The sequence below is a fragment of the Pseudomonas sp. UBA6753 genome (assembly GCF_002453565.1).
Classification (GTDB): domain Bacteria; phylum Pseudomonadota; class Gammaproteobacteria; order Pseudomonadales; family Pseudomonadaceae; genus Aquipseudomonas; species Aquipseudomonas putida_Z.
The window spans coordinates 17,142-41,766 of record NZ_DKHD01000020.1 but is presented as its reverse complement, the minus strand read 5'-3'; the positions used below and the strand labels follow the sequence as shown (position 1 = coordinate 41,766).

Sequence of the window (24,625 nt, the reverse complement as noted above, 5' to 3'; positions counted from 1 at the left end):
CCGTCGGCGCCGGCGTCGTAGCCAAAATCATCGAGTAATCACTCGACCGATTGAAAAAACCCCCGCTCAGCGGGGGTTTTTTTTATTGGGTTGACACTAAATGGGGGCGTCTATAGAATCACGCCTCCTTTTAGCGGGCGTAGTGCGTCCGTTGGGAACAGCCTGGAGTCTGAAATCCAATGCAAAATCAGCAAATCCGTATCAGGTTGAAGGCTTTCGACCATCGCCTGATCGACCAATCCACCCAGGAAATCGTGGAAACCGCGAAACGTACTGGTGCACAAGTGCGTGGTCCAATTCCACTGCCTACCCGCAAAGAGCGTTTCACCGTTCTGGTTTCCCCGCACGTCAACAAAGACGCGCGTGACCAGTACGAGATCCGCACTCATAAGCGTGTTCTGGACATCGTCCAGCCAACGGATAAAACCGTTGACGCGCTGATGAAGCTTGATCTGGCGGCAGGTGTGGAAGTACAGATCAGCCTCGGCTAAGACTTCGGTCTGGTCGTGTAACGCTCTGAAATGGGCGGCCATAGCGGGTGAAAGCCCCGTACACTCATGAGGTTTACAACATGACTATTGGTGTAATCGGTCGCAAGTGCGGTATGACCCGCATTTTCACCGAAGAAGGTGTCTCCATTCCGGTCACGGTCATCGAGATCGAGCCGAATCGTGTCACCCAGTTCAAAACTGAAGAAACCGATGGCTACCGTGCAGTGCAAGTCACTGTCGGCGAGCGTCGTGCTTCGCGTGTGACTGCCGCTCAGGCAGGTCACTTCGCCAAGGCCAACGTTGCCGCTGGTCGCGGTGTCTGGGAGTTCCGTCTTGAAGAAGGCGATTTCCAGGCTGGCGATCTGATCAAAGCTGAACTCTTCACTGCAGGCCAGCTGGTAGACGTTACTGGTCAGTCCAAAGGTAAAGGCTTCGCCGGTACCATCAAGCGCTGGAACTTCCGTGGCCAGGACAACACCCACGGTAACTCCGTGTCGCACCGTGTCCCAGGTTCCATCGGCCAGTGCCAGACTCCTGGTCGTGTGTTCAAGGGCAAGAAAATGTCCGGTCACATGGGCGCCGAGCGCGTGACTGTTCAGTCCCTGGAAGTAGTTCGCGTAGACGCTGAGCGCAACCTGCTGCTGGTCAAGGGTGCCGTTCCAGGCGCTACTGGCGGCGACGTGGTTGTACGTCCAGCTGTCAAGGCTCGCGGTTAAGGGGAAACTGACATGCAACTCAATGTAAATGACGCTCAGGCGATCGAAGTTTCCGAACTGACTTTCGGTGGCGAATTCAACGAGACGCTGGTACACCAAGCAGTCGTGGCCTACATGGCCGGCGGCCGTCAGGGCACCAAGCAGCAGAAGACCCGTTCCGACGTGGCTGGTGGCGGTAAGCGCCCATGGCGTCAGAAGGGTACTGGCCGTGCTCGTGCTGGTACCACTCGTGGTCCGATCTGGCGTGGCGGTGGTGTAACCTTCGCAGCTCGCCCTCAAGATCACTCGCAGAAGCTCAACAAGAAGATGTATCGCGCAGCCCTGCGCTCCATCCTCGCTGAGCTGGTGCGTAGCGACCGTCTGGTCGTGGTTCAGGACTTCGCTGTTGAAGCACCGAAAACCAAAGATCTGCTGAACAAGCTGAACGGCATGGGTCTGAGCGACGTACTGATCGTTTCCGACGCTGTTGATCAGAACCTGTACCTGGCTGCTCGCAACCTGCCGCACGTCGACGTACGTGACGTACAAGGTTCCGACCCGGTCAGTCTGATCGCATACGAGAAAGTGTTGATCACTGTCTCGGCCGTGAAGAAATTCGAGGAGCTGCTGGGATGAACCAGGAACGCGTATTCAAAGTCCTCCTTGGCCCGCACGTTTCCGAGAAGGCTACCGTTCTGGCTGAGAAAAAAGGCCAGTTCGTATTCAAGGTTGCTACCGATGCAACCAAGCTGGAAATCAAGAAAGCTGTCGAAGGCCTGTTCAACGTAAAAGTTGAAAACGTGTCGACTGTTAACGTTCTGGGTAAAACCAAGCGTACCGCACGTGGTCTGGGCAAGCGCAATGACTGGAAGAAGGCGATCGTCTCCCTTCAGCCAGGCCAAGATCTCGATTTCAGCAGCAGTGCTGAGTAAGGAAGGGGTGCATCATGGCAATCGTTAAATGCAAACCGACTTCCCCTGGCCGCCGTTTCGTGGTCAAGGTGGTCAACCAGGAGCTGCACAAAGGCGCTCCTCACGCACCGCTGATCGAGAAGAAATCGAAGTCTGGTGGTCGTAACAACAATGGCCGCATCACCACTCGTCACGTTGGTGGTGGTCATAAGCAGCATTACCGTCTGGTCGACTTCCGTCGCAACGACAAAGATGGCATCCCAGCCACTGTCGAGCGTATCGAATACGACCCGAACCGTACTGCTCACATCGCCCTGCTGTGCTACGCAGACGGTGAGCGTCGCTACATCATCGCCCCTAAAGGCGTGAGCGCTGGCGACCAGCTGATCGCAGGTGCCCTGGCCCCAATCAAGGCCGGTAACTCCCTGCAGCTGCGCAACATCCCAGTAGGTAGCACCATTCACGGCATCGAACTGAAGCCGGGTAAAGGTGCTCAGATCGCTCGTTCCGCTGGTGCTTCGGCTCAGCTGATCGCTCGTGAAGGCGTCTACGTGACTCTGCGTCTGCGTTCCGGTGAGATGCGTAAAGTACTGGCTGAGTGCCGTGCGACCCTGGGCGAAGTCTCGAACTCCGAGCACAGCCTGCGTTCGCTGGGTAAAGCTGGTGCCAAACGCTGGCGCGGCGTTCGCCCAACCGTTCGTGGTGTTGCCATGAACCCGGTTGACCACCCACATGGTGGTGGTGAAGGTCGTACCTCCGGTGGTCGTCATCCGGTATCGCCATGGGGCTTCCCAACCAAGGGTGCGAAGACCCGTGGTAATAAGCGTACCGACAACATGATCGTCCGTCGTCGCAAGTAACTAGAGGGATACGACAGTGCCACGTTCTCTGAAAAAAGGTCCTTTTATCGATCTTCACCTGCTGAAGAAGGTCGAAGTGGCGGTGGAGAAGAACGATCGCAAGCCAGTTAAAACCTGGTCGCGCCGTTCGATGATCCTGCCACAAATGGTCGGTCTGACCATCGCGGTACACAACGGTCGTCAACATGTCCCAGTTCTGGTGAACGAAGACATGGTCGGCCACAAACTGGGCGAGTTCGCCGGTACCCGCACCTATCGCGGGCACGTGGCTGACAAGAAAGCCAAGCGTTAAGGGGTAAGGAAATGGAAGTAGCCGCTAAGTTGTCGGGCGCTCGCATCTCCGCCCAGAAAGCCCGCTTGGTCGCCGACCAGATCCGCGGGAAGAAGGTGGGCGAAGCGCTCAACCTGTTGGCCTTCAGCAGCAAAAAAGCCGCTGAAATCATGAAGAAAGTCCTCGAGTCGGCCGTTGCCAACGCCGAACACAACGAAGGCGCAGACGTTGATGACCTCAAGGTCTCCACCGTCTTCGTCAACGAAGGGCGTTCGCTGAAGCGCATCATGCCACGTGCCAAAGGCCGTGCTGATCGCATCGTCAAGCGGTCTTGCCATATCACTGTCAAGGTTGCGGACAAGTAACGGAGTCGATCAGATGGGTCAGAAAGTACATCCCACTGGCATTCGCCTGGGAATCGTCAAGGAGCACACCTCCGTCTGGTACGCAGACGGTGCTACTTACGCAGATTACCTGTTGAAGGATCTGAAAACGCGTGAGTACCTCCAGGACAAACTAAAAAGCGCGTCCGTAAGCCGTATCGATATTCATCGTCCGGCTCAAACTGCACGCATCACCATCCACACCGCTCGTCCCGGTATCGTTATCGGTAAGAAAGGTGAAGATGTCGAGAAGCTGCGTCAGGACCTGACCAAGCAGATGGGTGTGCCTGTGCACATCAACATCGAAGAGATCCGCAAGCCGGAACTCGACGCTATGCTGGTTGCGCAGAGCGTAGCTCAGCAGCTGGAACGCCGCGTAATGTTCCGTCGCGCCATGAAGCGCGCCGTACAGAACGCCATGCGTATTGGTGCCAAGGGCATCAAGATCCAGGTGAGCGGTCGTCTCGGCGGTGCTGAGATTGCTCGTACCGAGTGGTATCGCGAAGGTCGTGTGCCTCTGCACACCCTGCGTGCCGATATCGACTACAACACCTACGAAGCTCACACCACTTACGGTGTGATCGGTGTGAAGGTTTGGATCTTCAAAGGCGAAGTTATTGGTGGTCGCCAAGAAGAACTGAAACCACAAGCACCAGCGCCTCGTAAAAAAGCTGCTAAGTAAGGGGTACGCCAAATGTTGCAACCAAAGCGTACAAAATTCCGCAAGCAGATGACCGGCCACAACCGTGGTCTGGCACTGCGCGGTAGCAAAGTCAGCTTCGGCGAATTCGCCCTGAAAGCTGTTGCTCGCGGTCGCCTCACCGCTCGCCAGATCGAGTCCGCACGTCGTGCGCTGACCCGTCACGTAAAACGTGGCGGTAAGATCTGGATCCGTGTCTTCCCGGACAAGCCGATCTCCAAGAAGCCTCTCGAGGTTCGTATGGGTAAAGGTAAGGGTTCCGTGGAATACTGGGTTGCCCAGATTCAGCCAGGCAAAGTCCTGTATGAAATCGAGGGTGTTTCTGAAGAGCTGGCGCGCGAAGCTTTCGCCCTGGCTGCTGCAAAGCTGCCTCTCGCCACCTCCTTTGTTAAGCGGACGGTGATGTGATGAAAGCGAATGAACTTCGTGAAAAATCGGCACAGCAACTGAATGAGCAACTGCTCGGCTTGCTGCGCGACCAGTTCAATCTGCGTATGCAGAAAGCAACTGGCCAGTTGGGGCAGTCGCACCTGCTCTCGCAAGTTAAGCGTGACATCGCTCGCGTGAAAACTGTGCTCAACCAGCAGGCAGGTAAGTGATCATGGCTGAAGCTGAAAAAACCGTCCGTACGCTGACTGGCCGTGTCGTCAGCGACAAAATGGACAAGACCATCACCGTTCTGATCGAGCGTCGCGTAAAGCACCCGATCTACGGTAAATACGTTAAGCGTTCGACTAAGCTGCACGCGCACGACGAAGCCAACCAGTGCAAGATCGGCGACAAGGTTTCCATCCGTGAAACCCGTCCGCTGGCCAAGACCAAGTCCTGGGCACTGGTTGAAGTCCTCGAACGCGCTGTTGAAGTCTAAGGGCTAGGGGTCGGAGAAATTTTATGATTCAGACTCAATCCATGCTCGATGTGGCCGATAACAGCGGCGCTCGTCGCGTCATGTGCATCAAGGTGCTCGGCGGTTCGCACCGCCGTTACGCCGGCATCGGTGACATCATCAAGGTAACCGTCAAGGAAGCAATTCCGCGCGGTAAGGTCAAGAAAGGCCAAGTGATGACCGCTGTTGTAGTGCGCACCCGTCACGGTGTTCGTCGCGCTGACGGTTCCATCATTCGTTTCGACGGCAACGCTGCTGTTCTGCTGAACAACAAGCAAGAGCCGATCGGCACTCGCATCTTCGGGCCAGTGACCCGTGAACTTCGTACTGAGAAGTTCATGAAGATCGTCTCGCTCGCCCCTGAAGTGCTGTAAGGAGATCCGACATGCAAAAGATTCGTCGTGACGACGAGATCATCGTGATCGCCGGCAAAGACAAAGGTAAGCGCGGTAAGGTGCTGAAGGTTCTGGCTGATGACCGTCTGGTCGTTGGTGGTGTGAACCTGGTCAAGCGTCATACCAAGCCTAACCCGATGGCGGGCGTACAGGGCGGTATCGTCGAAAAAGAAGCGCCTCTGCACGCTTCCAACGTTGCCATCTTCAACGGCGAAACCAACAAGGCTGACCGCGTTGGTTTCAAAGTAGAAGACGGTAAAAAAATTCGTGTCTTCAAGTCGACCCAAAAAGCGGTTGATGCTTGAACACTGCTAGGTAGAAGACCATGGCACGACTGAAAGAGATTTACCGGAACGAAATCGCTCCTAAGCTTAAGGAAGAACTTAAGCTGTCGAACGTGATGGAAGTTCCGCGCGTTACCAAGATCACCCTGAACATGGGTCTGGGCGAAGCGATCGGCGACAAGAAAGTCATCGAGCACGCTGTTGCCGACCTGGAAAAGATCACCGGTCAAAAGCCGGTCGTGACTTTCGCTCGTAAATCCATCGCGGGCTTCAAAGTCCGTGAAGGCTGGCCGATCGGTGTCAAGGTGACCCTGCGTCGCGACAAGATGTACGAATTCCTGGACCGCCTGCTGGCGATCTCCCTGCCTCGGGTTCGCGACTTCCGCGGCCTGAATGCCAAGTCCTTCGATGGCCGTGGCAACTACAGCATGGGCGTGAAAGAGCAGATCATCTTCCCGGAAATCGACTACGACAAGATCGATGCTCTGCGCGGTTTGGACATCACCCTGACCACCACTGCTCGTTCGGACGACGAAGGCCGCGCTCTGCTGCGTGCTTTCAAGTTCCCGTTCCGCAACTGATTGGAGTAGGAAAATGGCCAAGAAGAGCATGAAAAACCGCGAGCTGAAGCGTCAGCTCACGGTAGCCAAGTACGCCAAAAAGCGTGCCGAGCTGAAAGCGACCATCGTCAACCTGAACGCCTCTCCTGAAGAGCGTTTCGCTGCCGTTGTCGCCCTGCAGAAGCAGCCACGTGATGCCTCCGCTTCGCGTCTGCGCAACCGTTGCCGCCTGACCGGTCGTCCTCACGGTGTATACCGTAAGTTCGGCCTGGGCCGTAACATGCTGCGTCAAGCTGCAATGCGCGGTGACGTACCAGGTCTGGTCAAGGCCTCCTGGTAATCGCTGCAGGCTGGATCCCGGCGGAAGGGGAGCATTCTTCCGACCGCCGGTGACCTCGCCAACAAACAAGCCCCTATATGGGGCTTGTTTCGTTTCTACCTTGTGTCTAGAATGACCGGCTCACCTGAGCCTGGGTTTTTTGCCCTGTCCGCTCGGGTGGTTGTGATAGCCGCAAGGCTAATAATTCTTGTATCAGGAGCATCTAGCCCATGAGTATGCAGGACCCGTTAGCGGACATGCTAACTCGCATCCGTAATGCCCAGATGGCTGAAAAGTCCGTCGTAAGCATGCCTTCCTCCACCCTGAAGGTCGCGGTTGCCAAAGTTCTGAAAGACGAAGGTTACATCGCCGGCTACCAGGTAACTGGTGAGGCCAAGCCTTCCCTGTCGATCGAACTGAAGTACTTCGAAGGCCGTCCGGTCATCGAGGAACTGAAGCGCTCCAGCCGTCCAGGCCTGCGCCAGTACAAGTCCGTCGCAGAGCTGCCGAAAGTACGTGGCGGTCTGGGCGTGTCTATCGTCTCCACCAACAAAGGTGTGATGACTGATCGCGCTGCACGCGCTGCCGGTGTCGGCGGCGAAGTTCTGTGCACAGTGTTCTAAGGGGAGATAGGCATGTCTCGCGTCGCTAAGAACCCCGTTAAGCTGCCAGCAGGCGTCGAAGTCAAATTCGCCGGCCAGCAGCTTTCGGTGAAGGGTGCCAAAGGCACTCTCGAACTGAACGTTCACTCGTCTGTTGAAGTTACCGAAGAGTCTGGCGAGCTGCGTTTCGTCGCTCGCAACGGTGACCAGCAAGCTCGCGCCATGGCCGGTACCACCCGCGCTCTGGTGAACAACATGGTCCAGGGCGTAAGCCAAGGCTTCGAGCGCAAGCTCCAGCTGGTCGGTGTTGGTTACAAGGCACAGGCCAAGGGCACCGTCCTGAACCTGGCCCTGGGCTTCTCGCACCCAGTGGACTACGAACTGCCAGCCGGTATCACCGCTGAAACCCCAAGCCAGACCGACATCCTGATCAAGGGTATCGACAAGCAGCTGGTGGGTCAGGTGGCCGCTGAAATCCGCGACTTCCGTCCGCCAGAGCCTTACAAAGGCAAGGGTGTGCGTTACGCGGACGAAGTAGTCCGTCGTAAAGAAGCCAAGAAGAAGTAGGGCCTAGCAAATGACCGACAAAAAAGTTACTCGACTGCGTCGCGCTCGCAAAGCACGTCTCAAGATGCACGAACTCGAAGTCGTGCGCCTGTGCGTGTTCCGCTCCTCGCAGCACATCTACGCCCAGGTCATTTCGGCCGACGGCAGCAAGGTTCTGGCAAGCGCCTCGACCTTGGACAAAGAACTGCGTGATGGCGCCACTGGCAACATCGACGCGGCCACTAAGGTTGGCAAGCTGGTAGCTGAGCGTGCGAAAGCCGCCGGTGTATCTCAAGTTGCCTTTGACCGTTCCGGCTTCAAGTACCATGGCCGCGTCAAAGCGCTGGCTGATGCTGCTCGTGAAGGCGGGCTGGAGTTCTAAGTTATGGCAAATAACGATCAAAAGCGCGACGAAGGCTACATCGAGAAGCTGGTTCAAGTTAACCGCGTTGCCAAAACCGTAAAAGGCGGCCGTATCTTCACCTTCACCGCGCTGACCGTGGTAGGTGATGGTAAAGGTCGTGTTGGCTTCGGCCGTGGCAAGTCGCGCGAAGTACCTGCCGCGATCCAGAAAGCCATGGAAGCTGCTCGCCGCAACATGATCCAGGTTGACCTGAAGGGCACCACCCTGCAGTACGCCACCAAGGCTGCCCACGGCGCCTCGAAGGTTTACATGCAGCCTGCCTCGGAAGGTACCGGTATCATCGCCGGTGGCGCAATGCGTGCTGTCCTGGAAGTTGCTGGTGTTCAGAACGTTCTGGCCAAGTGCTACGGTTCGACCAACCCAGTGAACGTGGTTTACGCCACCTTCAAGGGTCTGAAAGCCATGCAATCTCCTGAATCCATTGCTGCCAAGCGCGGCAAGAGCGTCGAGGAGATCTTCTGATCATGGCAACCGTAAAAGTAACGCTGATCAAGAGCGTCTCGGGCCGTCTGCCTAACCACAAGCTGTGCGTTAAGGGCCTGGGTCTGCGTCGCATCGGTCACACTGTAGAAGTCCAGGATACTCCCGAAAACCGCGGGATGATCAACAAGGCTTACTACATGCTGAAGGTCGAGGGTTAATCGATGAAACTCAATGATCTGAGTCCAGCGCCGGGTTCCCGTCGCGAGAAGCATCGTCCAGGTCGTGGTATCGGTAGCGGTCTGGGTAAGACCGGCGGCCGTGGCCACAAAGGTCAGACTTCCCGTTCGGGTGGTTCGATCGCTCCTGGCTTCGAAGGCGGTCAACAGCCGCTGCACCGTCGTCTGCCGAAGTTCGGCTTCGTTTCCCTGAAAGCCATGGACCGCGCCGAAGTGCGTCTGTCCGAGCTGGCCAAGGTGGAAGGCGACGTGATCTCCGTGCAATCCCTGAAGGATGCCAACGTGATCGGCCAGAACGTACAGCGCGTGAAAATCATGCTGTCTGGCGAAGTCACTCGCGCAGTCACCATCAAGGGTATCGCAGCCACCAAGGGTGCGCGTGCGGCTATCGAAGCAGCTGGCGGCAAGTTCGAGGAATAAATGGCTAAGCAAGGTGCTCTCTCTTCGCTCGGTAAGGGCGGGATGTCGGAACTCTGGGCTCGTCTGCGCTTTCTGTTCATGGCGATCATCGTCTATCGGATAGGTGCGCATATCCCGGTTCCTGGCATCAATCCAGACCGTCTGGCGGATCTGTTTCGGCAGAATGAGGGGACCATTCTTAGCTTGTTCAACATGTTTTCCGGTGGCGCGCTCGAGCGCATGAGCATCTTTGCACTGGGGATCATGCCGTACATCTCGGCATCGATCATCATGCAGCTGATGACGGCGGTCAGCCCGCAACTGGAGCAGTTGAAGAAGGAAGGTGAAGCTGGCCGTCGCAAGATCAGCCAGTACACCCGCTACGGCACCGTTATCCTGGCACTGGTTCAAGCCATTGGCATGTCCATTGGCCTGGCCAACCAGGGCGTGGCGTTTTCTGTAGGCCTGGGCTTCCATGTCGTTGCCGTCTCCACCTTCGTGGCGGGCGCGATGTTCATGATGTGGCTGGGCGAGCAGATCACCGAGCGCGGTGTGGGCAACGGTATCTCGATGTTGATCTTCGCGGGTATCGTTGCCGGTCTTCCGAGAGCAATCGGGCAGTCTTTCGAGTCTGCACGCACAGGCGATATCAACATTTTCGCCCTGGTCGCTATCGGTTTGCTGGCAGTAGCGATTATCGGCTTCGTGGTGTTCATTGAGCGTGGTCAGCGTCGTATCGCCGTTCACTACGCCAAGCGTCAGCAGGGCCGCAAGGTCTTCGCTGCGCAGACCAGCCACTTGCCGCTGAAGGTGAACATGGCGGGGGTTATCCCGGCCATTTTCGCGAGCAGCATTCTGCTGTTCCCGGCTTCGCTGGGTGCCTGGTTCGGTCAGTCCGAAGGTATGGGCTGGCTGCAGGACATCTCGCAGTCGATCGCTCCTGGTCAGCCGTTGAACATTCTGCTGTTTAGTGCAGGGATCATTTTCTTCTGCTTCTTCTACACAGCGCTGATGTTCAACCCGAAAGACGTAGCGGAAAACCTGAAGAAGTCCGGTGCCTTTATTCCGGGTATCCGTCCTGGTGAGCAGTCGGCACGCTACATTGATGGCGTTCTGACCCGTCTGACCATGTTCGGTGCTCTTTACATGATGGCCGTCTGCCTTCTGCCCCAGTTCCTGGTGGTGGCAGCAAATGTGCCGTTCTACCTTGGCGGGACCTCGTTGCTGATTGTGGTAGTGGTTGTGATGGACTTCATGTCCCAAGTACAATCGCACCTCGTTTCGCACCAGTACGAATCCCTGATGAAGAAAGCCAACCTGAAAGGCTACGGTGGCAGCGGTCTGCTGCGCTGATACGCCCCTAAGGTTCGAGGAGTCGGTAATGAAAGTTCGTGCATCGGTGAAAAAGCTGTGCCGTAACTGCAAGATCATCCGTCGCGAAGGCGTCGTACGAGTGATCTGCAGCGCGGAACCGCGTCACAAACAGCGCCAAGGCTGAGTGTGATCTGCGCTTCAAACCCAGCAGCTAGTGTGCTGCTGGGTTGATTATTCGTTTCTACAGCGATATTATCTCGCGCCCTATTTCTTGGCTTCCGGGGCGTAGGTAGCTGTCAATTGGAGTCCCACTGAATGGCCCGTATTGCAGGCGTCAACATTCCAGATAACAAGCATGCTGTTATCTCGCTGACCTACATCTATGGTGTCGGTCGCACTACTGCACAGAAGATCTGTGCAGACGCTGGTGTAAACCCAGCCGCTAAGATCAAGGATCTGAGCGACGAGCAAATCGAAACCCTGCGTGGCGAAGTCGCGAAGTTCACCACCGAAGGTGACCTGCGTCGTGACATCAACATGAAGATCAAGCGCTTGATGGACCTGGGTTGCTACCGCGGCCTGCGTCATCGTAAAGGTCTGCCGGTTCGCGGTCAGCGCACCAAGACCAACGCACGCACCCGTAAGGGCCCGCGTAAGCCGATCCGCAAGTAATCGCCCAGGAATATAGACATGGCAAAACCTGCTGCTCGTCCTCGTAAGAAAGTCAAAAAGACAGTGGTTGATGGCATCGCCCACATCCATGCCTCTTTCAACAACACCATCGTGACCATCACCGACCGTCAGGGCAACGCTTTGTCCTGGGCGACCTCCGGTGGTTCGGGTTTCCGTGGTTCGCGCAAATCCACCCCGTTCGCAGCCCAGATCGCTGCTGAGCGTGCTGGTCAAGCTGCGCTGGAATACGGTCTGAAGAACCTCGACGTAAACGTCAAGGGTCCAGGTCCAGGTCGTGAGTCCGCCGTTCGTGCACTGAACAGCTGCGGCTACAAGATCGCCAGCATCACCGACGTGACGCCAATCCCGCACAACGGGTGCCGTCCGCCGAAGAAGCGTCGCGTGTAATCAGGAGACAGATAAATGGCACGTTACATTGGTCCAAAATGCAAACTGTCTCGTCGTGAAGGCACTGACCTGTTCCTGAAGAGCGGCGTTCGCGCTCTGGAATCGAAGTGCAACATCGAAGCAGCCCCAGGTATCCACGGCCAGCGCCGTGGCCGTCAGTCCGACTACGGTACCCAGCTGCGCGAGAAGCAAAAAGTTCGTCGTATCTACGGTGTTCTGGAGCGTCAGTTCCGCGGTTACTACCAGGCTGCAGCCTCGAAAAAAGGCGCAACCGGTGAAAACCTGCTGCAACTGCTCGAGTGCCGTCTGGATAACGTCGTCTACCGTATGGGCTTCGGCTCGACTCGTTCCGAGTCCCGTCAGCTGGTTTCGCACAAAGCGATCAGCGTCAACGGTAAGACTGTAAACATTCCATCCTACCAAGTTCGTCCGGGTGACGTGGTCGCGGTTCGCGAGAAGTCGCTGAACCAGCTGCGCATTGTTCAAGCCCTTGAACTGTGCGCCCAGCGTGGCCGCGTTGAGTGGGTTGACGTGGATGCTGCTAAAAAGTCGGGCGTTTTCAAGAACGTTCCTGCTCGCAGCGACCTGTCTGCCGACATCAACGAGAACCTGATTGTCGAGCTCTACTCCAAGTAAGGGCTAGAAAATAGGTGCATCCATGCAGATTTCGGTAAATGAGTTCCTGACTCCCCGCCACATTGATGTGCAGGTAGTCAGTCCGACCCGCGCCAAGATTACGCTCGAGCCTCTCGAGCGTGGTTTCGGCCATACCCTGGGCAACGCGCTGCGCCGCATCCTGTTGTCCTCCATGCCTGGCTGTGCAGTAGTCGAGGCCGAGATCGACGGCGTACTCCACGAGTACTCCGCGATCGAAGGTGTTCAGGAAGACGTCATTGAAATCCTGTTGAACCTGAAAGGCCTGGCTATCAAACTGCACGGTCGTGACGAAGTTACGCTGACCTTGTCGAAAAAGGGTTCGGGGGTGGTTACCGCTGCCGATATTCAGCTGGATCACGATGTCGAGATCGTCAACCCCGATCACGTAATCGCGAACCTGGCGTCGAACGGCGCCCTGAACATGAAGCTCACTGTAGCTCGTGGTCGTGGTTACGAGCCGGCCGACTCCCGTCAAACCGACGAAGACGAAAGCCGTAGCATTGGCCGTCTGCAGTTGGACGCTTCGTTCAGCCCGGTGCGTCGTATCGCCTATGTGGTCGAGAACGCCCGTGTTGAACAGCGTACCAACCTGGACAAGCTGGTCATTGATCTGGAAACCAACGGCACCCTGGATCCTGAAGAGGCTATCCGCCGCGCTGCGACCATCCTGCAACAGCAGCTGGCCGCGTTCGTCGACCTCAAAGGTGACAGCGAGCCTGTCGTAGTCGAGCAGGAAGACGAGATCGATCCGATCCTGCTGCGTCCGGTTGACGACCTGGAACTGACTGTACGTTCGGCCAACTGCCTCAAGGCGGAGAACATCTACTACATCGGCGACCTGATTCAGCGTACCGAAGTAGAGCTGTTGAAGACTCCTAACCTGGGCAAGAAGTCCCTGACTGAAATCAAGGACGTCCTGGCCTCTCGTGGTCTGTCTCTCGGCATGCGCCTCGACAACTGGCCGCCTGCAAGTCTTAAGAAAGACGACAAGGCGACCGCCTGATCGTCGTAATCACCGAACGTAGTGTTTGGTAAGGAATGAATCATGCGTCATCGTAAAAGTGGACGTCACCTGAGCCGTACCAGCTCTCACCGCAAGGCTATGTTCCAGAACATGGCAGTGTCGCTGATCGAGCACGAGCTGATCAAAACCACCCTGCCGAAAGCCAAGGAACTGCGCCGCGTTGCCGAGCCGCTGATCACCCTGGCCAAGGAAGACAGCGTAGCTAACCGCCGTCTGGCCTTCGATCGTACCCGTTCGAAGTCCGCTGTTGGCAAGCTCTTCAACGACCTGGGCAAGCGTTACGCCACCCGTCAGGGCGGCTACCTGCGCATCCTGAAGTGCGGCTTCCGCGCTGGCGACAACGCTCCTATGGCGTACGTCGAGCTGGTTGATCGTCCGGTCGGCGGTGCTGTAGAAGCTGCTGAGTAAGACGTTCTGTCTGCTACAAAGAACCGGGCCTAGTGCCCGGTTTTTTGTTTCAGGATGTATTGTTTATTTCTATTGATACAAGTCATGTAATGCATTTGTTCTTGTAACCTTGCTCGTCAATACTCTCTCCAGAGCCGATTAGCCGGCGCTTGAAGACCGATAAGGAGAGCCCATGAGCAAGATTCTCACCACCGCCAGCGGTGCACCTGTAGCAGACAACCAGAATTCCCGTTCCGCCGGCCCGCGCGGCCCGCTGCTGCTCGACGACTTCCACCTGATCGAGAAGCTCGCCCACTTCAACCGCGAGAACATTCCTGAGCGCCGCGTACACGCAAAAGGCTCGGGCGCCTACGGCACCTTTACCGTCACCCGCGATATCACCGGTTACACCAGTGCCAAGTTGTTTGAACAGGTGGGCAAGCAGACCGAAACCTTCCTGCGCTTCTCCACCGTTGGTGGTGAACGTGGCTCCGCTGATACCGAGCGCGACCCCCGTGGTTTTGCCGTCAAGTTCTACACCGAGGAAGGCAACTGGGACATCGTCGGCAACAACACGCCGGTGTTCTTCATCCGCGACCCACTGAAGTTTCCGGACTTTATCCACACCCAGAAGCGTCACCCGCAATCCAACCTGAAGAACGCTCAGATGATGTGGGACTTCTGGTCGCACTCTCCCGAGGCGCTGCATCAGGTCACCATTCTGTTCTCCGATCGCGGCATTCCGGACGGCTACCGCCATATGCACGGCTTTGGTAGCCATACCTACAGCCTGATCAATACCAAGGGTGAACGCACCTGGGTCAAATGGCACTTCAAGACCCAGCAAGGCATCAAGAACCTCGCTCCGGCAGATGCCGCGCGCCTCGCAGGTACTGACCCGGACTACGCCCAGCGCGACCTGTTCGAAGCCATCGAGCGGGGCGATTACCCACGCTGGTCCGTATGTATCCAGGTGATGAGCGAAGCCGAGGCTGCCAGCCGCGACGAAAACCCCTTCGATGTGACCAAGACCTGGTCGCAGAGGGACTACCCGCTGATTGAAGTGGGCGTGCTGGAGCTCAACCGCAACCCGCTCAACTACTTTGCCGAGGTCGAGCAGGCTGCGTTTGGCCCGAGCAACATGGTGCCGGGGGTCGGCCTGTCGCCGGACCGCATGCTGCAAGGGCGGGTATTCGCCTACGCCGACGCGCATCGCTACCGGGTGGGTACCAACCACCAGCAGCTGCCGGTGAATGCACCACGCTGCCCGGTCAACAGCTACCAGCGTGATGGTTCCATGGCCGCTGGCAGTTACGGCAGCGCGCCGAACTATGAGCCCAACAGCTACAGCGATGCACCGAAGCAGTCGCCACGCCACGCCGAGCCTGCACTGGCCCTGAATGGTTCCGCAGACCGTTACGACCACCGCGAAGACACCGACTACTACAGCCACGCCGGCGCGCTGTTCCGCCTGATGAACGATGAGCAGAAAGCCCTGCTGATAAACAACATTGCCGGCACCATGGCAGGCGTCAGCGAAGACGTGATCCAGCGTCAGCTGCAATACTTCTTCAAGGCCGATCCTGCCTATGGCGAAGGGGTTGCCAAGGCCTTGGGCATCAATCTCGCCTAAGTCGAAGTGATAAGAAGAACCGCCCTCATTTGGGCGGTTTTTCAATGAATATCACTACTGTTTAACCGATTTTTTGCTTCTAATTGCGCGGTTTTCAGTGACCGCAGGCAAAAGCTGGTTCACACTATGTGGCATAGACGTTTTCACATGGAGAAGCAGGGCGATGCAAGGTCACCCGGACGTAATCAACTACCTCGTTACGCTGCTGAAGGGCGAACTGGCGGCGCGTGACCAGTACTTCATTCACTCGCGTATGTACGAAGACTGGGGCCTGTCCAAGCTCTACGAGCGCATCAACCACGAAATGGAAGAAGAGACGCAGCACGCAGATGCCCTGATGCGACGCATCCTCATGCTCGAAGGCACCCCTGACATGCGCGCGGACGACCTGGAAGTGGGCAGCACCGTGCCGGAAATGATCGAGGCTGACCTCAAGCTCGAGTACAAGGTACGCGGCGCGCTGTGCAAAGGCATCGAGCTGTGCGAGTTGCACAAGGACTACATCAGCCGCGACATCCTGCGCGCTCAGTTGGCTGATACCGAAGAAGATCACACCTACTGGCTGGAGAAGCAGCAGGGGCTGATCAAGGCCATTGGCCTCGAGAATTACCTGCAGTCGCAGATGTAAAAGCCTGGGGCTGCTTTGCAGCCCTATCGCGACACAAGGCCGCTCCCACAGGGAAATGCATTACTCCTGTGGGAGCGGCCTTGTGTCGCGAAAGGGGCGCAAAGCGCCCCCAGGGCCTTACGCCCGATCCCGCTCCAGCAACGGTTTCAGGTAGTGCCCGGTATACGACTGTTTCATCGTACTCAGTTCTTCTGGCGTACCGCAGGCAATGATCTGCCCACCTTTCGAGCCACCCTCCGGCCCCAGATCCACCAGCCAGTCCGCGGTCTTGATCACATCCAGGTTGTGCTCGATCACCACCACGGTATTGCCGTGGTCGCGCAGGCGATGCAGCACGTCCAGCAACTGCTGGATATCGGCAAAGTGCAGGCCCGTGGTCGGCTCATCGAGGATGTACAGGGTCTTGCCGGTGTCACGCTTGGACAGTTCGCGCGATAGCTTGACTCGCTGGGCCTCACCACCCGACAGGGTGGTCGCCGACTGCCCCAGCTTGATGTACGACAGCCCCACATCCATCAACGTCTGCAGCTTGCGCGCCAGCGCCGGCACTGCGTCGAAGAACTCGCGGGCATCCTCGATGGTCATCTCCAGCACCTCGTGGATGTTCTTGCCCTTGTACTTGATCTCCAGGGTTTCGCGGTTGTAGCGCTTGCTCTTGCACACGTCGCACGGCACGTAGATGTCCGGCAGGAAGTGCATCTCCACCTTGATCAGGCCATCGCCCTGGCAGGCCTCGCAACGGCCCCCCTTGACGTTGAACGAGAAGCGCCCCGGACCATAGCCGCGCGAACGCGATTCCGGCACACCGGAGAACAGCTCGCGGATCGGCGTGAAGATGCCGGTGTAGGTCGCCGGGTTCGAGCGAGGGGTGCGGCCGATCGGGCTCTGGTCGATATCCACCACCTTGTCCAGGTGCTGCAGGCCATCCATGCTGGCATGCGGCGCCGCTTCCAGGCTGCTTGCGCCATTCAGGGCGGTGGCGGCCAGTGGGAACAGGGTGTTGTTGATCAGCGTCGACTTGCCCGAGCCGGACACCCCGGTCACGCAGGTCAGCAGGCCGATCGGGACTTCCAGGTCGACGTTTTGCAGGTTGTTGCCACGCGCGCCCTTGAGCTTGAGTTGCAGCTTCTTGTTGCGCGGCGTGCGCTTGGCCGGCACGACAATCTTCTTGCGCCCGGACAGGTACTTGCCGGTCAGCGAGTCGGGGTGGGCCATGACCTCCTGCGGCGAGCCCTCGGCGACGATCTGCCCACCGTGCACGCCGGCCCCCGGGCCGATGTCCACCACGTAGTCGGCCAGGCGGATGGCGTCCTCGTCGTGTTCCACCACGATCACCGTGTTGCCCAGGTCGCGCAGGTGGTTGAGGGTGGCCAGCAGGCGGTCATTGTCACGCTGATGAAGGCCGATGGACGGCTCATCGAGGATGTACATCACCCCCACCAGGCCAGCGCCGATCTGGCTGGCCAGGCGGATACGCTGCGCTTCGCCACCGGACAGGGTATCGGCGCTGCGGTCCAGGGTGAGATAGTCGAGACCGACGTTGACCAGGAACTGCAAGCGCTCGCAGATTTCCTTGAGGATCTTCGCCGCAATCTCGCCGCGGCGACCGGTCAGGGTCAGCTCGCCGAAATAGTTGCTGGCTTCACCGATCGGCAGATTGGTCACCGCCGGCAGGGTTTTTTCGCCCACCCACACGTGCCGTGCCTCACGGCGCAGGCGGGTGCCGCGGCAATCCGGGCAGGGCTGGGTGCCGAGGAACTTGGCCAGTTCTTCGCGCACGGTGGCCGACTCGGTCTCGCGGTAGCGGCGCTCCAGGTTCGGCACGATGCCTTCGAACGGGTGCGAGCGCTTGACGATGTCGCCACGGTCGTTGAGGTACTTGAAGTCGACGCTCTGCTTGCCGCTGCCCTGCAGGATCACCTTCTGGTGCTCGGCCGAAAGCTGGCCGAATGGTTCCTCCAGGCTGAAGCCGTAATGCGCGGCCAGCGAGCCGAGCATCTGGAAGTAGTACACGTTGCGCCGGTCCCAGCCGCGGATCGCGCCTTCGGCCAAGGTGAGCTCGGCATTGACCAGGCGCTTGGTGTCGAAGAACTGCTTCACCCCCAGGCCATCGCAGGTCGGGCAGGCGCCGGCGGGGTTGTTGAAGGAGAACAGCTTCGGCTCCAGCTCGCTGATGGCATGACCACAGACCGGGCAGGCGAAACGCGCGGAGAAGATCGTCTCTTCGCCTTGTTCGTCATCCATCGGTGCCACCAGGGCGATGCCGTCGGCCAGCTTTAGCGCGGTCTCGAACGACTCGGCCAGGCGTTGTTGCAGGTCGGCGCGGACCTTGAAACGGTCCACGACCACATCGATGCTGTGTTTTTTCTGCTTGTCCAGCTTGGGCAGTTCGTCGAGTTCGTAGAGCTTGCCGTTGACCCGGGCGCGCACAAAGCCCTGGGCGCGCAGTTCGTCGAACACTGCCAGGTGCTCGCCCTTGCGCTCGCGCACCACCGGAGCCAGCAGCATCAGCTTGCTGCCTTCCGGGCGCTCCAGCACCAGGTCGACCATCTGGCTGATCGTTTGCGCCTCCAGCGGGATATCGTGATCCGGGCAGCGTGGGGTGCCGACGCGGGCGTACAGCAGGCGCAGATAGTCGTAGATTTCGGTGATGGTGCCGACCGTGGAGCGGGGGTTGTGCGAGGTCGACTTCTGCTCGATGGAAATGGCTGGCGACAGGCCTTCGATGGTATCGACGTCGGGCTTTTCCATCATCGACAGGAACTGTCGGGCGTAGGCCGACAGCGATTCCACATAGCGGCGCTGGCCTTCGGCGTACAGGGTGTCGAACGCCAGGGACGACTTGCCGGAACCGGACAGGCCGGTGATCACGATCAGCTTGTCCCGGGGCAGGGTCAGGTCGATGTTCTTCAGGTTGTGGGTACGCGCCCCACGAATCAGGATCTTGTCCACTGCGGCCTCGCTCGGCGGGCATAAACAAGGAAGTATACGGCGCGCTGCCAGTACGCGGCAAAGCGTCGCGTAGATGCCGTCAAGCTGTCGGACTGATAGAATCGCCGCCGGTTCACACGAGATTAATCCATGCACGACACCCACAACGAACGCATGAGTGGCAGCGAAACCCGCGCCGCTGGCGGCCTGGCCCTGGTCTTTGCCTTTCGTATGCTGGGCATGTTCATGGTCTTGCCGGTGCTGGCCACCTACGGGATGGACCTGGCCGGTGCCACGCCTGCGCTGATCGGCCTGGCCATTGGTGCCTATGGCCTGACGCAGGCCGTATTGCAGATCCCGTTCGGGATGATTTCCGATCGTATCGGCCGCCGGCCGGTGATTTACCTGGGGTTGGTCATCTTTGCCCTGGGTAGTGTATTGGCGGCCCAGGCCGACTCCATCTGGGGAGTGATCGCCGGGCGTATCCTGCAGGGCGCCGGGGCGATTTCCGCTGCGGTCATGGCGCTGCTGTCCGACCTCACGCGCGAGCAGCACCGGACCAAGGCCATGGCCATGATCGGCATGAGCATCGGCCTGTCGTTTGCTGTCGCCATGGTCGTTGGCCCATTGCTGACTCGTGCCTTTGGCTTGTCAGGATTGTTCCTCGCCACGGCAGGACTTGCCCTGGTCGGCATCCTGCTGATCGCCTTTGTGGTGCCCAATACCCACAGCATCCTGCAGCACCGTGAGTCGGGTGTGGCGCGCCAGGCCATCGGCCCGACCCTGCGCCATCCGGACCTTCTGCGCCTGGATGTGGGCATCTTCATTCTCCACGCCATCCTCATGGCCAGCTTCGTCGCATTGCCACTGGCCTTTGTCGAGCGCGGCGGCCTGCCGAAGGAGCAGCACTGGTGGGTGTACCTGACCGCGTTGTTCATCTCATTTTTTGCAATGGTCCCGTTCATCATCTATGGCGAAAAAAAGCGCAAGATGAAACGCGTGCTGGCCGGGGCGGTCAGTGTGTTGCTGCTGGTGGAGGTGTTCTTCTGGCAGTGGGCTGACGGTTTGCGCGGACTGGTGATCGGCACCGTGGTATTCTTTACTGCATTCAACCTGCTGGAGGCATCGCTGCCTTCGCTGGTGAGCAAGGTGTCGCCTGCAGGTGGCAAGGGGACGGCAATGGGGGTCTACTCCACCAGCCAGTTCCTCGGCGCTGCCCTGGGAGGAATCCTCGGTGGCTGGTTGTTCCAGCACGGCGGGCTGAACATGGTGTTCCTCGGTTGTGCGGTACTGTGTGCCATCTGGTTGGTCGTCGCCTTGCGCATGAACGAGCCGCCCTATGTGACCAGCCTGCGCATGCCGCTGACGCCAGAGGCAGTCCGGGAAGCCGGCCTGACCGAGCGCCTGATGGCTGTGCCAGGTGTGACCGACGCCGTCGTGGTGGCGGAAGAAGCCGCCATCTATATCAAACTGGATACGAAAATTTTGGACCGTACGACCCTCGAGCGCCTGGTGAACCCGGCCTCTTCGGCGTGCGAAGCCTAGGAGAACGTTATGGCCCGTGGGGTTAACAAAGTCATTCTGGTCGGCACCTGTGGCCAGGATCCCGAAGTCCGCTACCTGCCCAACGGTAACGCCGTGACCAACCTGAGCCTGGCTACCAGCGAGCAGTGGACCGACAAGCAGTCGGGCCAGAAGGTCGAGCGTACCGAGTGGCACCGTGTGTCGCTGTTCGGCAAGGTTGCCGAAATCGCCGGCGAATACCTGCGCAAGGGTTCGCAGTGCTACATCGAAGGCAAGCTGCAGACCCGCGAGTGGGAAAAAGACGGCATCAAGCGCTACACCACCGAGATCATCGTCGACATCAACGGCACCATGCAGCTGCTCGGCGGTCGTCCGCAGAATCAGCAGCAGGGCGGTGACCCGTACAACCAGGGTGGCGGCAACTACGGTGGCGGCCAGCAGCAGTACAACCAGGCCCCACGCCAGCAGGCCCCGCGCCCGCAACAGGCGCCTCAGCGCCCGGCACCGCAGCAGCCCGCCCCGCAGCCGGCGGCGGATTTTGACAGCTTCGATGACGATATTCCGTTCTGATCAGAGCGGGTTAGCGTCTAGCAGGGCCAGAAACCCAGGGCAGAGTTGCCCTGGGTTTTTTCATTTGTGGGGAATGCCAGAAGAGAAGGTGAGGGCTGCCAGGTGCTCATCTCCCGGCGAGCACATCACCGGTTGCTAATTTTCAGCATTTGGTGATGAAGCTTTTTCATGGGCAATAGCACGTACCCTGTGGGAGCGGGCAAGCCCGCGAAGCAGGCGATGCAATGGATGGCACCGGCTACGCCGGTGTTCGCGGGCATGCCCGCTCCCACAGGTTGCGTGGGTTTCTGCTACGGCGCAATCCTGTGAGGGCGGGTGCAGCCAGCGCTTCAATAAAACAACCGTGGCTCCGGCGAGTCCAGCAAGCTGACCAGCTTGGTCAGGGCAAAGCCCAGTTCCTGGCGGCTGGGGGCCATCAGGGCGATGCGCACGCCGCAGTTGGCGTGGCTGCGTTCTGGCAGGAACTGGCTGCCACTGACTACCGTGACGCCGTTGTTACGCGCCAGGTTGGCGAATTCGTCGCTGGTCCACGGCTCCGGCAACTCCAGCCAGATGTGGAAGCTGTTGGGCTGGCTGCGGATCTTGTACTTGCCAAGGATCTCCCGGGCCATTTGCTGGCGCGCGGCCGCCTCGTCCTGTTGTGCCTGCACCAGCTGGTCGGCCATGCCGCTGTTGATCAGGTTGCTGGCCAGTTGTGCCATCAACGGCGATGGCATCCAGACGCTGCTGCGTACCATCGACGATAGCCGCGAGAGGGTTTGCGGTGGGGCGTACAGGTAACCGATACGCAGCGCCGGCAGCACACTTTTGGACAGGCTGGTGAGATACACCGAACGTTCTGGCGCATACGCCGCTAGTGGCTGGTAATCCGGTGCGGGTTCAAGGAAGCCGTAGATATCGTCATCGACGATGAACAGGTCGAACTCGCGGGCGATCTCTGCGATGGCCTGGCGCCGTGCGTGGGGCATGATCGAGTTGGTGGGGTTCTGGTGGGTGGTGACACACACCAACAGGGAAGGGCGATGCTCCAGGCAGGCCGCACGCAATGCCTCGGGAATAAGGCCATGCTCGTCCATGGCCACGCCACGCAGGCGGCGGCCCATGCTGTGGGCCAGGGAGATGATGCCTGGGTAGCAGAACGATTCGCACAGCACCACATCGTCGCTCTTCGACAGGCTGCTGATGGCCACCAATAGTCCATGCTGTGCGCCAGAGGTCAGTACAACCTGTTGCCAGCGCGCGCCAGGCAGCCAGCGCCGAATCCAGTCTGCACCTGCTTGTTTGTGGGAGGTGTGACCACCTTCTGTCACATAGTCGAGGACCTGTCCCAGGTCCGCAGAGGTGGCCAGCTCGCTGATCGCCGCACCCAGCCACTCACTCATGTGGGCATCGTTGGGTTTGATGATCGACAGGTCGATCTGGCTGCTTTCGCCAGTAACGGGGGCGGGCGCCGACGGGGCGGATAACCGCTGTCGCAACTGTCTGACAAATGTGCCACGGCCTACCTCTCCAACCACCAGGCCGCGCTTGGCGGCTTCGTCGTAGGCTCTTCCAACGGTGCCGGGGGTTACATTCAATGCCTCGGCAAGGTCTTTGAGGGTGGGCAAGCGATCGCCTGCTGCAAGCCGACCACTTTCGATGTCCTGTTCAAGGGCATTAGCGATCATCAGGTAAACCGGCTGGGTTTGATCGCCGTATTGAGGGACCCACATGGAAATGGCACCAGATTCTGCAAGTGCGCGCAGCCTAGCATGAAAGCCAAGATAGGGGTAATGATGGTAATCCTCGCTATTGAGTCGATTTAATTTATGATTGAATCGATTCAATTGCTGTAATTACAATCACCGCGCTGATTGGGGCAAGCGCACTCACGTTGTGCTTGGCATGACACTCCACTGGATGGACGTTGCTATGGAAATTCTGGGCGCTTTCTGGGCGGAACACTGGTTGCTGGCGATCCTCATGCTCGGGGCGATTGCCTTCGTTGCCGGCTTCGTCGACAGCATTGCCGGTGGTGGTGGGCTGTTCCTGGTTCCGGGCTTTCTGCTGGTTGGCATGCCACCCCAGGTTGCCCTTGGCCAGGAAAAACTCGTCAGTACCCTCGGCACGCTGGCGGCCATCCGCAACTTCCTGGCCAACAGCAAGATGGTCTGGAAGGTGGCGCTGGTCGGCGTGCCGTTCTCGCTGCTCGGTGCCTACCTGGGGGCGCACCTGATCGTGTCGATCCCCCAGGAAACCGTAGGCAAGATCATCCTGGGGCTGATCCCCTTCGGCATCCTCATCTTCCTCACCCCCAAGGACCGCCCGGTCGAAGAGCGCGAACTGTCATCGCGCATGCTGTTCACCGTGGTCCCGCTGACCTGCCTGGCCATCGGTTTCTATGACGGCTTCTTCGGCCCCGGTACCGGCAGCATGTTCATCATCGCTTTCCATTACCTGCTGCGCATGGACCTGGTCTCCAGCTCGGCCAACTCCAAAACCTTCAACTTCGCGTCCAACATCGGCGCCCTGGTGGCCTTCGTCATTGCCGGCAAGGTCGTCTACCTGCTGGCGTTGCCGCTGGTGGCCTGCAACATCCTCGGTAACCACCTGGGCAGCGCACTGGCCCTGCGCAAGGGCAACGAAGTGGTGCGCAAGGCGCTGGTGTTCTCGATGCTCTGCCTGTTCACCAGCCTGGGCGTGAAGTACCTGGCCTGACCCTTCCATAGGAGACAACTGATGAAAACCGCATTCGTAACCGGCGCCTCCTCGGGCTTTGGCCGCGCCATCTGCCGTACCTTGATCGGCAAAGGCTACCGCGTGATCGGTGGTGCCCGGCGCATGGACAAGCTGCAAGCGCTGGAGGCCGAGCTGGGCGTCAATTTCATTCCGCTGGCGCTGGATGTCACCGACCCGGTGTCGCTCGAGACGGCGGTCGAGCAGATTCGTGATGCTTCGCTGCAGATCGACCTGCTGGTCAACAATGCCGGGCTGGCGCTGGGCGTGGACCGTGCCCAGGCCAGCAGTGCGGAAAACTGGCAGCGGATGATCGACACCAACATCACCGGCCTGGCCATGGTCACCCACAAGATCCTGCCGCAGATGGTGGAAGCCGACAGCGGCATGATCATCAACATCGGCTCGATCGCCGGCACCTACCCCTACCCGGGCGGTAACGTGTATGGCGCCAGCAAGGCCTTTGTCCGCCAGTTCAGCCTCAACCTGCGCGCCGACCTGGCGGGCACCCGCGTGCGAGTGAGCAACATCGAGCCAGGGCTGTGCTCGGGGACCGATTTCTCGGTGGTGCGCCTGAACGGTGACCTGGATGCCGTGCAGGCGCTGTATCGGGATGTGGAGGCCATCCTGCCCGAGGACATCGCGGCCACGGTGGCCTGGATTGCCGAGCAGCCGGCCCATGTGAACATCAATACCATCGAGATCATGCCGGTGGCCCAGAGCAGTGCGGCGCTGAACGTGGTGCGCAACCTGCCGGCTTGCTGATCGGCTGGTGGT

Annotated in this window: 36 protein-coding genes; 34 read left to right on the top strand and 2 right to left on the bottom strand. The window is 58.9% G+C overall.

Going from position 1 to position 24,625, the window contains the following annotated elements; all coding sequences use genetic code 11:
- Positions 1-179: 179 nt before the first annotated feature.
- From rpsJ to bfr, 30 genes are all read left to right on the top strand, one after another.
- Positions 180-491, top strand: a complete 312-nt coding sequence (rpsJ, locus tag B2790_RS07870) for a 30S ribosomal protein S10 (protein WP_003186070.1) — start codon at positions 180-182, stop codon at positions 489-491.
- A gap of 80 nt (positions 492-571) precedes the next feature.
- Complete coding sequence (rplC, locus tag B2790_RS07865) at positions 572-1,207, top strand: 50S ribosomal protein L3 (protein WP_003257089.1); 636 nt, start codon at positions 572-574, stop codon at positions 1,205-1,207.
- Positions 1,208-1,219: 12 nt separating this feature from the next.
- Positions 1,220-1,822: a 50S ribosomal protein L4 gene (gene rplD / locus B2790_RS07860; protein WP_003255485.1), complete on the top strand. Its 603-nt coding sequence runs from the start codon at positions 1,220-1,222 to the stop codon at positions 1,820-1,822.
- Positions 1,819-2,118: a 50S ribosomal protein L23 gene (gene rplW, locus B2790_RS07855; protein ID WP_003255484.1), complete on the top strand. Its 300-nt coding sequence runs from the start codon at positions 1,819-1,821 to the stop codon at positions 2,116-2,118. The genes rplD and rplW overlap by 4 nt, the downstream gene beginning before the upstream one ends.
- A 14-nt stretch (positions 2,119-2,132) precedes the next feature.
- Positions 2,133-2,957 (top strand): 50S ribosomal protein L2, encoded by an 825-nt coding sequence (gene rplB, locus B2790_RS07850; RefSeq protein ID WP_015268750.1) that lies wholly within the window; start codon positions 2,133-2,135, stop codon positions 2,955-2,957.
- 16 nt (positions 2,958-2,973) lie between these two features.
- On the top strand, positions 2,974-3,249 hold the full coding sequence (gene rpsS / locus B2790_RS07845; protein WP_003255482.1) for a 30S ribosomal protein S19: 276 nt from the start codon (positions 2,974-2,976) through the stop codon (positions 3,247-3,249).
- An 11-nt stretch (positions 3,250-3,260) separates the two neighbouring features.
- Positions 3,261-3,593 carry a 50S ribosomal protein L22 gene (gene rplV / locus B2790_RS07840; protein WP_003103908.1) on the top strand — a complete coding sequence of 111 codons (333 nt, stop codon included), beginning with the start codon at positions 3,261-3,263 and terminating at the stop codon, positions 3,591-3,593.
- A 13-nt stretch (positions 3,594-3,606) separates the two neighbouring features.
- On the top strand, positions 3,607-4,293 hold the full coding sequence (gene rpsC / locus B2790_RS07835; RefSeq protein ID WP_003255481.1) for a 30S ribosomal protein S3: 687 nt from the start codon (positions 3,607-3,609) through the stop codon (positions 4,291-4,293).
- A gap of 12 nt (positions 4,294-4,305) precedes the next feature.
- The gene (gene rplP, locus B2790_RS07830; protein WP_003255479.1) at positions 4,306-4,719 is read left to right on the top strand and encodes a 50S ribosomal protein L16; all 414 of its coding nucleotides are present in this window, start codon (positions 4,306-4,308) and stop codon (positions 4,717-4,719) included.
- The gene (gene rpmC, locus B2790_RS07825; protein ID WP_002555481.1) at positions 4,719-4,910 is read left to right on the top strand and encodes a 50S ribosomal protein L29; all 192 of its coding nucleotides are present in this window, start codon (positions 4,719-4,721) and stop codon (positions 4,908-4,910) included. Before rplP ends, rpmC begins: the two co-directional genes overlap by 1 nt.
- 2 nt (positions 4,911-4,912) lie before the next feature.
- Positions 4,913-5,179 carry a 30S ribosomal protein S17 gene (gene rpsQ / locus B2790_RS07820; RefSeq protein WP_003255478.1) on the top strand — a complete coding sequence of 89 codons (267 nt, stop codon included), beginning with the start codon at positions 4,913-4,915 and terminating at the stop codon, positions 5,177-5,179.
- Positions 5,180-5,202: 23 nt separating this feature from the next.
- Positions 5,203-5,571, top strand: coding sequence for a 50S ribosomal protein L14 (rplN, locus tag B2790_RS07815; RefSeq protein ID WP_002555479.1), 369 nt, complete (start codon positions 5,203-5,205; stop codon positions 5,569-5,571).
- A gap of 11 nt (positions 5,572-5,582) precedes the next feature.
- Entirely contained in the window at positions 5,583-5,897 is a 315-nt protein-coding gene (gene rplX / locus B2790_RS07810; RefSeq protein WP_016715319.1) for a 50S ribosomal protein L24, read from the top strand.
- A 20-nt stretch (positions 5,898-5,917) separates the two neighbouring features.
- Positions 5,918-6,457: a 50S ribosomal protein L5 gene (gene rplE / locus B2790_RS07805; protein WP_003257095.1), complete on the top strand. Its 540-nt coding sequence runs from the start codon at positions 5,918-5,920 to the stop codon at positions 6,455-6,457.
- 13 nt (positions 6,458-6,470) lie between these two features.
- Complete coding sequence (gene rpsN / locus B2790_RS07800; protein ID WP_013970638.1) at positions 6,471-6,776, top strand: 30S ribosomal protein S14; 306 nt, start codon at positions 6,471-6,473, stop codon at positions 6,774-6,776.
- Positions 6,777-6,985: 209 nt separating this feature from the next.
- Positions 6,986-7,378: a 30S ribosomal protein S8 gene (gene rpsH / locus B2790_RS07795; protein WP_009681971.1), complete on the top strand. Its 393-nt coding sequence runs from the start codon at positions 6,986-6,988 to the stop codon at positions 7,376-7,378.
- Positions 7,379-7,390: 12 nt separating this feature from the next.
- Entirely contained in the window at positions 7,391-7,924 is a 534-nt protein-coding gene (gene rplF, locus B2790_RS07790) for a 50S ribosomal protein L6 (protein ID WP_009681972.1), read from the top strand.
- Positions 7,925-7,934: 10 nt separating this feature from the next.
- Positions 7,935-8,285 carry a 50S ribosomal protein L18 gene (rplR, locus tag B2790_RS07785; RefSeq protein WP_009397496.1) on the top strand — a complete coding sequence of 117 codons (351 nt, stop codon included), beginning with the start codon at positions 7,935-7,937 and terminating at the stop codon, positions 8,283-8,285.
- 3 nt (positions 8,286-8,288) lie between these two features.
- Complete coding sequence (rpsE, locus tag B2790_RS07780) at positions 8,289-8,789, top strand: 30S ribosomal protein S5 (RefSeq protein ID WP_003255465.1); 501 nt, start codon at positions 8,289-8,291, stop codon at positions 8,787-8,789.
- Between the two features lie 2 nt (positions 8,790-8,791).
- On the top strand, positions 8,792-8,968 hold the full coding sequence (rpmD, locus tag B2790_RS07775; RefSeq protein ID WP_003255463.1) for a 50S ribosomal protein L30: 177 nt from the start codon (positions 8,792-8,794) through the stop codon (positions 8,966-8,968).
- Positions 8,969-8,971: 3 nt separating this feature from the next.
- Positions 8,972-9,406 carry a 50S ribosomal protein L15 gene (rplO, locus tag B2790_RS07770; protein ID WP_003257107.1) on the top strand — a complete coding sequence of 145 codons (435 nt, stop codon included), beginning with the start codon at positions 8,972-8,974 and terminating at the stop codon, positions 9,404-9,406.
- Entirely contained in the window at positions 9,407-10,738 is a 1,332-nt protein-coding gene (gene secY, locus B2790_RS07765; RefSeq protein ID WP_003257108.1) for a preprotein translocase subunit SecY, read from the top strand.
- Positions 10,739-10,766: 28 nt separating this feature from the next.
- Positions 10,767-10,883 carry a 50S ribosomal protein L36 gene (rpmJ, locus tag B2790_RS07760; RefSeq protein ID WP_002555468.1) on the top strand — a complete coding sequence of 39 codons (117 nt, stop codon included), beginning with the start codon at positions 10,767-10,769 and terminating at the stop codon, positions 10,881-10,883.
- Positions 10,884-11,014: 131 nt separating this feature from the next.
- A complete protein-coding gene (gene rpsM, locus B2790_RS07755) occupies positions 11,015-11,371 on the top strand; it encodes a 30S ribosomal protein S13 (RefSeq protein ID WP_003257112.1) in 357 nt (118 codons plus the stop codon).
- Positions 11,372-11,389: 18 nt separating this feature from the next.
- On the top strand, positions 11,390-11,779 hold the full coding sequence (rpsK, locus tag B2790_RS07750) for a 30S ribosomal protein S11 (RefSeq protein ID WP_003255454.1): 390 nt from the start codon (positions 11,390-11,392) through the stop codon (positions 11,777-11,779).
- Positions 11,780-11,794: 15 nt separating this feature from the next.
- Entirely contained in the window at positions 11,795-12,415 is a 621-nt protein-coding gene (gene rpsD, locus B2790_RS07745; protein WP_003257114.1) for a 30S ribosomal protein S4, read from the top strand.
- 22 nt (positions 12,416-12,437) lie between these two features.
- Positions 12,438-13,439, top strand: a complete 1,002-nt coding sequence (locus tag B2790_RS07740; RefSeq protein WP_003255452.1) for a DNA-directed RNA polymerase subunit alpha — start codon at positions 12,438-12,440, stop codon at positions 13,437-13,439.
- Between the two features lie 42 nt (positions 13,440-13,481).
- Positions 13,482-13,868, top strand: coding sequence for a 50S ribosomal protein L17 (gene rplQ / locus B2790_RS07735; protein WP_003255451.1), 387 nt, complete (start codon positions 13,482-13,484; stop codon positions 13,866-13,868).
- Positions 13,869-14,040: 172 nt separating this feature from the next.
- Positions 14,041-15,480 (top strand): catalase, encoded by a 1,440-nt coding sequence (locus tag B2790_RS07730; protein ID WP_286918573.1) that lies wholly within the window; start codon positions 14,041-14,043, stop codon positions 15,478-15,480.
- A gap of 163 nt (positions 15,481-15,643) precedes the next feature.
- Entirely contained in the window at positions 15,644-16,108 is a 465-nt protein-coding gene (gene bfr, locus B2790_RS07725) for a bacterioferritin (RefSeq protein ID WP_003257116.1), read from the top strand.
- 117 nt (positions 16,109-16,225) lie between these two features.
- On the opposite strand, the gene uvrA is transcribed toward bfr, so the two are convergent.
- Positions 16,226-19,060, bottom strand: coding sequence for an excinuclease ABC subunit UvrA (gene uvrA / locus B2790_RS07720; RefSeq protein WP_075044431.1), 2,835 nt, complete (start codon positions 19,058-19,060; stop codon positions 16,226-16,228).
- 129 nt (positions 19,061-19,189) lie between these two features.
- On the opposite strand from uvrA, the gene B2790_RS07715 reads away from it, so the two are divergent.
- Together B2790_RS07715 and B2790_RS07710 are read left to right on the top strand one after the other, a co-directional pair.
- Positions 19,190-20,584, top strand: coding sequence for an MFS transporter (locus B2790_RS07715; RefSeq protein ID WP_025337493.1), 1,395 nt, complete (start codon positions 19,190-19,192; stop codon positions 20,582-20,584).
- Positions 20,585-20,593: 9 nt separating this feature from the next.
- Positions 20,594-21,133 (top strand): single-stranded DNA-binding protein, encoded by a 540-nt coding sequence (locus B2790_RS07710; RefSeq protein WP_051101244.1) that lies wholly within the window; start codon positions 20,594-20,596, stop codon positions 21,131-21,133.
- Positions 21,134-21,462: 329 nt separating this feature from the next.
- Here the strand turns inward: B2790_RS07710 and B2790_RS07705 are convergent, their stop codons facing one another.
- On the bottom strand, positions 21,463-22,845 hold the full coding sequence (locus B2790_RS07705; RefSeq protein ID WP_137162865.1) for a PLP-dependent aminotransferase family protein: 1,383 nt from the start codon (positions 22,843-22,845) through the stop codon (positions 21,463-21,465).
- Positions 22,846-23,044: 199 nt separating this feature from the next.
- Here B2790_RS07705 and B2790_RS07700 point away from each other — a divergent pair, with 199 nt between their 5' ends.
- Positions 23,045-23,830, top strand: a complete 786-nt coding sequence (locus B2790_RS07700) for a sulfite exporter TauE/SafE family protein (protein ID WP_286918572.1) — start codon at positions 23,045-23,047, stop codon at positions 23,828-23,830.
- A gap of 21 nt (positions 23,831-23,851) precedes the next feature.
- The gene (locus tag B2790_RS07695) at positions 23,852-24,613 is read left to right on the top strand and encodes an SDR family NAD(P)-dependent oxidoreductase (protein WP_025337497.1); all 762 of its coding nucleotides are present in this window, start codon (positions 23,852-23,854) and stop codon (positions 24,611-24,613) included.
- The last annotated feature ends 12 nt before the right edge of the window (positions 24,614-24,625 follow it).

Coding starts and splice junctions, on each gene's coding strand:
- rpsJ (WP_003186070.1), top strand. CDS start 180: ATGCAAAATCAGCAAATCCGTATCAGGTTGAAGGCTTTCGACCATCGC.
- rplC (WP_003257089.1), top strand. CDS start 572: ATGACTATTGGTGTAATCGGTCGCAAGTGCGGTATGACCCGCATTTTC.
- rplD (WP_003255485.1), top strand. CDS start 1,220: ATGCAACTCAATGTAAATGACGCTCAGGCGATCGAAGTTTCCGAACTG.
- rplW (WP_003255484.1), top strand. CDS start 1,819: ATGAACCAGGAACGCGTATTCAAAGTCCTCCTTGGCCCGCACGTTTCC.
- rplB (WP_015268750.1), top strand. CDS start 2,133: ATGGCAATCGTTAAATGCAAACCGACTTCCCCTGGCCGCCGTTTCGTG.
- rplV (WP_003103908.1), top strand. CDS start 3,261: ATGGAAGTAGCCGCTAAGTTGTCGGGCGCTCGCATCTCCGCCCAGAAA.
- rpsC (WP_003255481.1), top strand. CDS start 3,607: ATGGGTCAGAAAGTACATCCCACTGGCATTCGCCTGGGAATCGTCAAG.
- rplP (WP_003255479.1), top strand. CDS start 4,306: ATGTTGCAACCAAAGCGTACAAAATTCCGCAAGCAGATGACCGGCCAC.
- rpmC (WP_002555481.1), top strand. CDS start 4,719: ATGAAAGCGAATGAACTTCGTGAAAAATCGGCACAGCAACTGAATGAG.
- rpsQ (WP_003255478.1), top strand. CDS start 4,913: ATGGCTGAAGCTGAAAAAACCGTCCGTACGCTGACTGGCCGTGTCGTC.
- rplN (WP_002555479.1), top strand. CDS start 5,203: ATGATTCAGACTCAATCCATGCTCGATGTGGCCGATAACAGCGGCGCT.
- rplX (WP_016715319.1), top strand. CDS start 5,583: ATGCAAAAGATTCGTCGTGACGACGAGATCATCGTGATCGCCGGCAAA.
- rplE (WP_003257095.1), top strand. CDS start 5,918: ATGGCACGACTGAAAGAGATTTACCGGAACGAAATCGCTCCTAAGCTT.
- rpsN (WP_013970638.1), top strand. CDS start 6,471: ATGGCCAAGAAGAGCATGAAAAACCGCGAGCTGAAGCGTCAGCTCACG.
- rpsH (WP_009681971.1), top strand. CDS start 6,986: ATGAGTATGCAGGACCCGTTAGCGGACATGCTAACTCGCATCCGTAAT.
- rplF (WP_009681972.1), top strand. CDS start 7,391: ATGTCTCGCGTCGCTAAGAACCCCGTTAAGCTGCCAGCAGGCGTCGAA.
- rplR (WP_009397496.1), top strand. CDS start 7,935: ATGACCGACAAAAAAGTTACTCGACTGCGTCGCGCTCGCAAAGCACGT.
- rpsE (WP_003255465.1), top strand. CDS start 8,289: ATGGCAAATAACGATCAAAAGCGCGACGAAGGCTACATCGAGAAGCTG.
- rpmD (WP_003255463.1), top strand. CDS start 8,792: ATGGCAACCGTAAAAGTAACGCTGATCAAGAGCGTCTCGGGCCGTCTG.
- rplO (WP_003257107.1), top strand. CDS start 8,972: ATGAAACTCAATGATCTGAGTCCAGCGCCGGGTTCCCGTCGCGAGAAG.
- secY (WP_003257108.1), top strand. CDS start 9,407: ATGGCTAAGCAAGGTGCTCTCTCTTCGCTCGGTAAGGGCGGGATGTCG.
- rpmJ (WP_002555468.1), top strand. CDS start 10,767: ATGAAAGTTCGTGCATCGGTGAAAAAGCTGTGCCGTAACTGCAAGATC.
- rpsM (WP_003257112.1), top strand. CDS start 11,015: ATGGCCCGTATTGCAGGCGTCAACATTCCAGATAACAAGCATGCTGTT.
- rpsK (WP_003255454.1), top strand. CDS start 11,390: ATGGCAAAACCTGCTGCTCGTCCTCGTAAGAAAGTCAAAAAGACAGTG.
- rpsD (WP_003257114.1), top strand. CDS start 11,795: ATGGCACGTTACATTGGTCCAAAATGCAAACTGTCTCGTCGTGAAGGC.
- B2790_RS07740 (WP_003255452.1), top strand. CDS start 12,438: ATGCAGATTTCGGTAAATGAGTTCCTGACTCCCCGCCACATTGATGTG.
- rplQ (WP_003255451.1), top strand. CDS start 13,482: ATGCGTCATCGTAAAAGTGGACGTCACCTGAGCCGTACCAGCTCTCAC.
- B2790_RS07730 (WP_286918573.1), top strand. CDS start 14,041: ATGAGCAAGATTCTCACCACCGCCAGCGGTGCACCTGTAGCAGACAAC.
- bfr (WP_003257116.1), top strand. CDS start 15,644: ATGCAAGGTCACCCGGACGTAATCAACTACCTCGTTACGCTGCTGAAG.
- B2790_RS07715 (WP_025337493.1), top strand. CDS start 19,190: ATGCACGACACCCACAACGAACGCATGAGTGGCAGCGAAACCCGCGCC.
- B2790_RS07710 (WP_051101244.1), top strand. CDS start 20,594: ATGGCCCGTGGGGTTAACAAAGTCATTCTGGTCGGCACCTGTGGCCAG.
- B2790_RS07705 (WP_137162865.1), bottom strand. CDS start 22,845: ATGTGGGTCCCTCAATACGGCGATCAAACCCAGCCGGTTTACCTGATG.
- B2790_RS07700 (WP_286918572.1), top strand. CDS start 23,045: ATGGAAATTCTGGGCGCTTTCTGGGCGGAACACTGGTTGCTGGCGATC.
- B2790_RS07695 (WP_025337497.1), top strand. CDS start 23,852: ATGAAAACCGCATTCGTAACCGGCGCCTCCTCGGGCTTTGGCCGCGCC.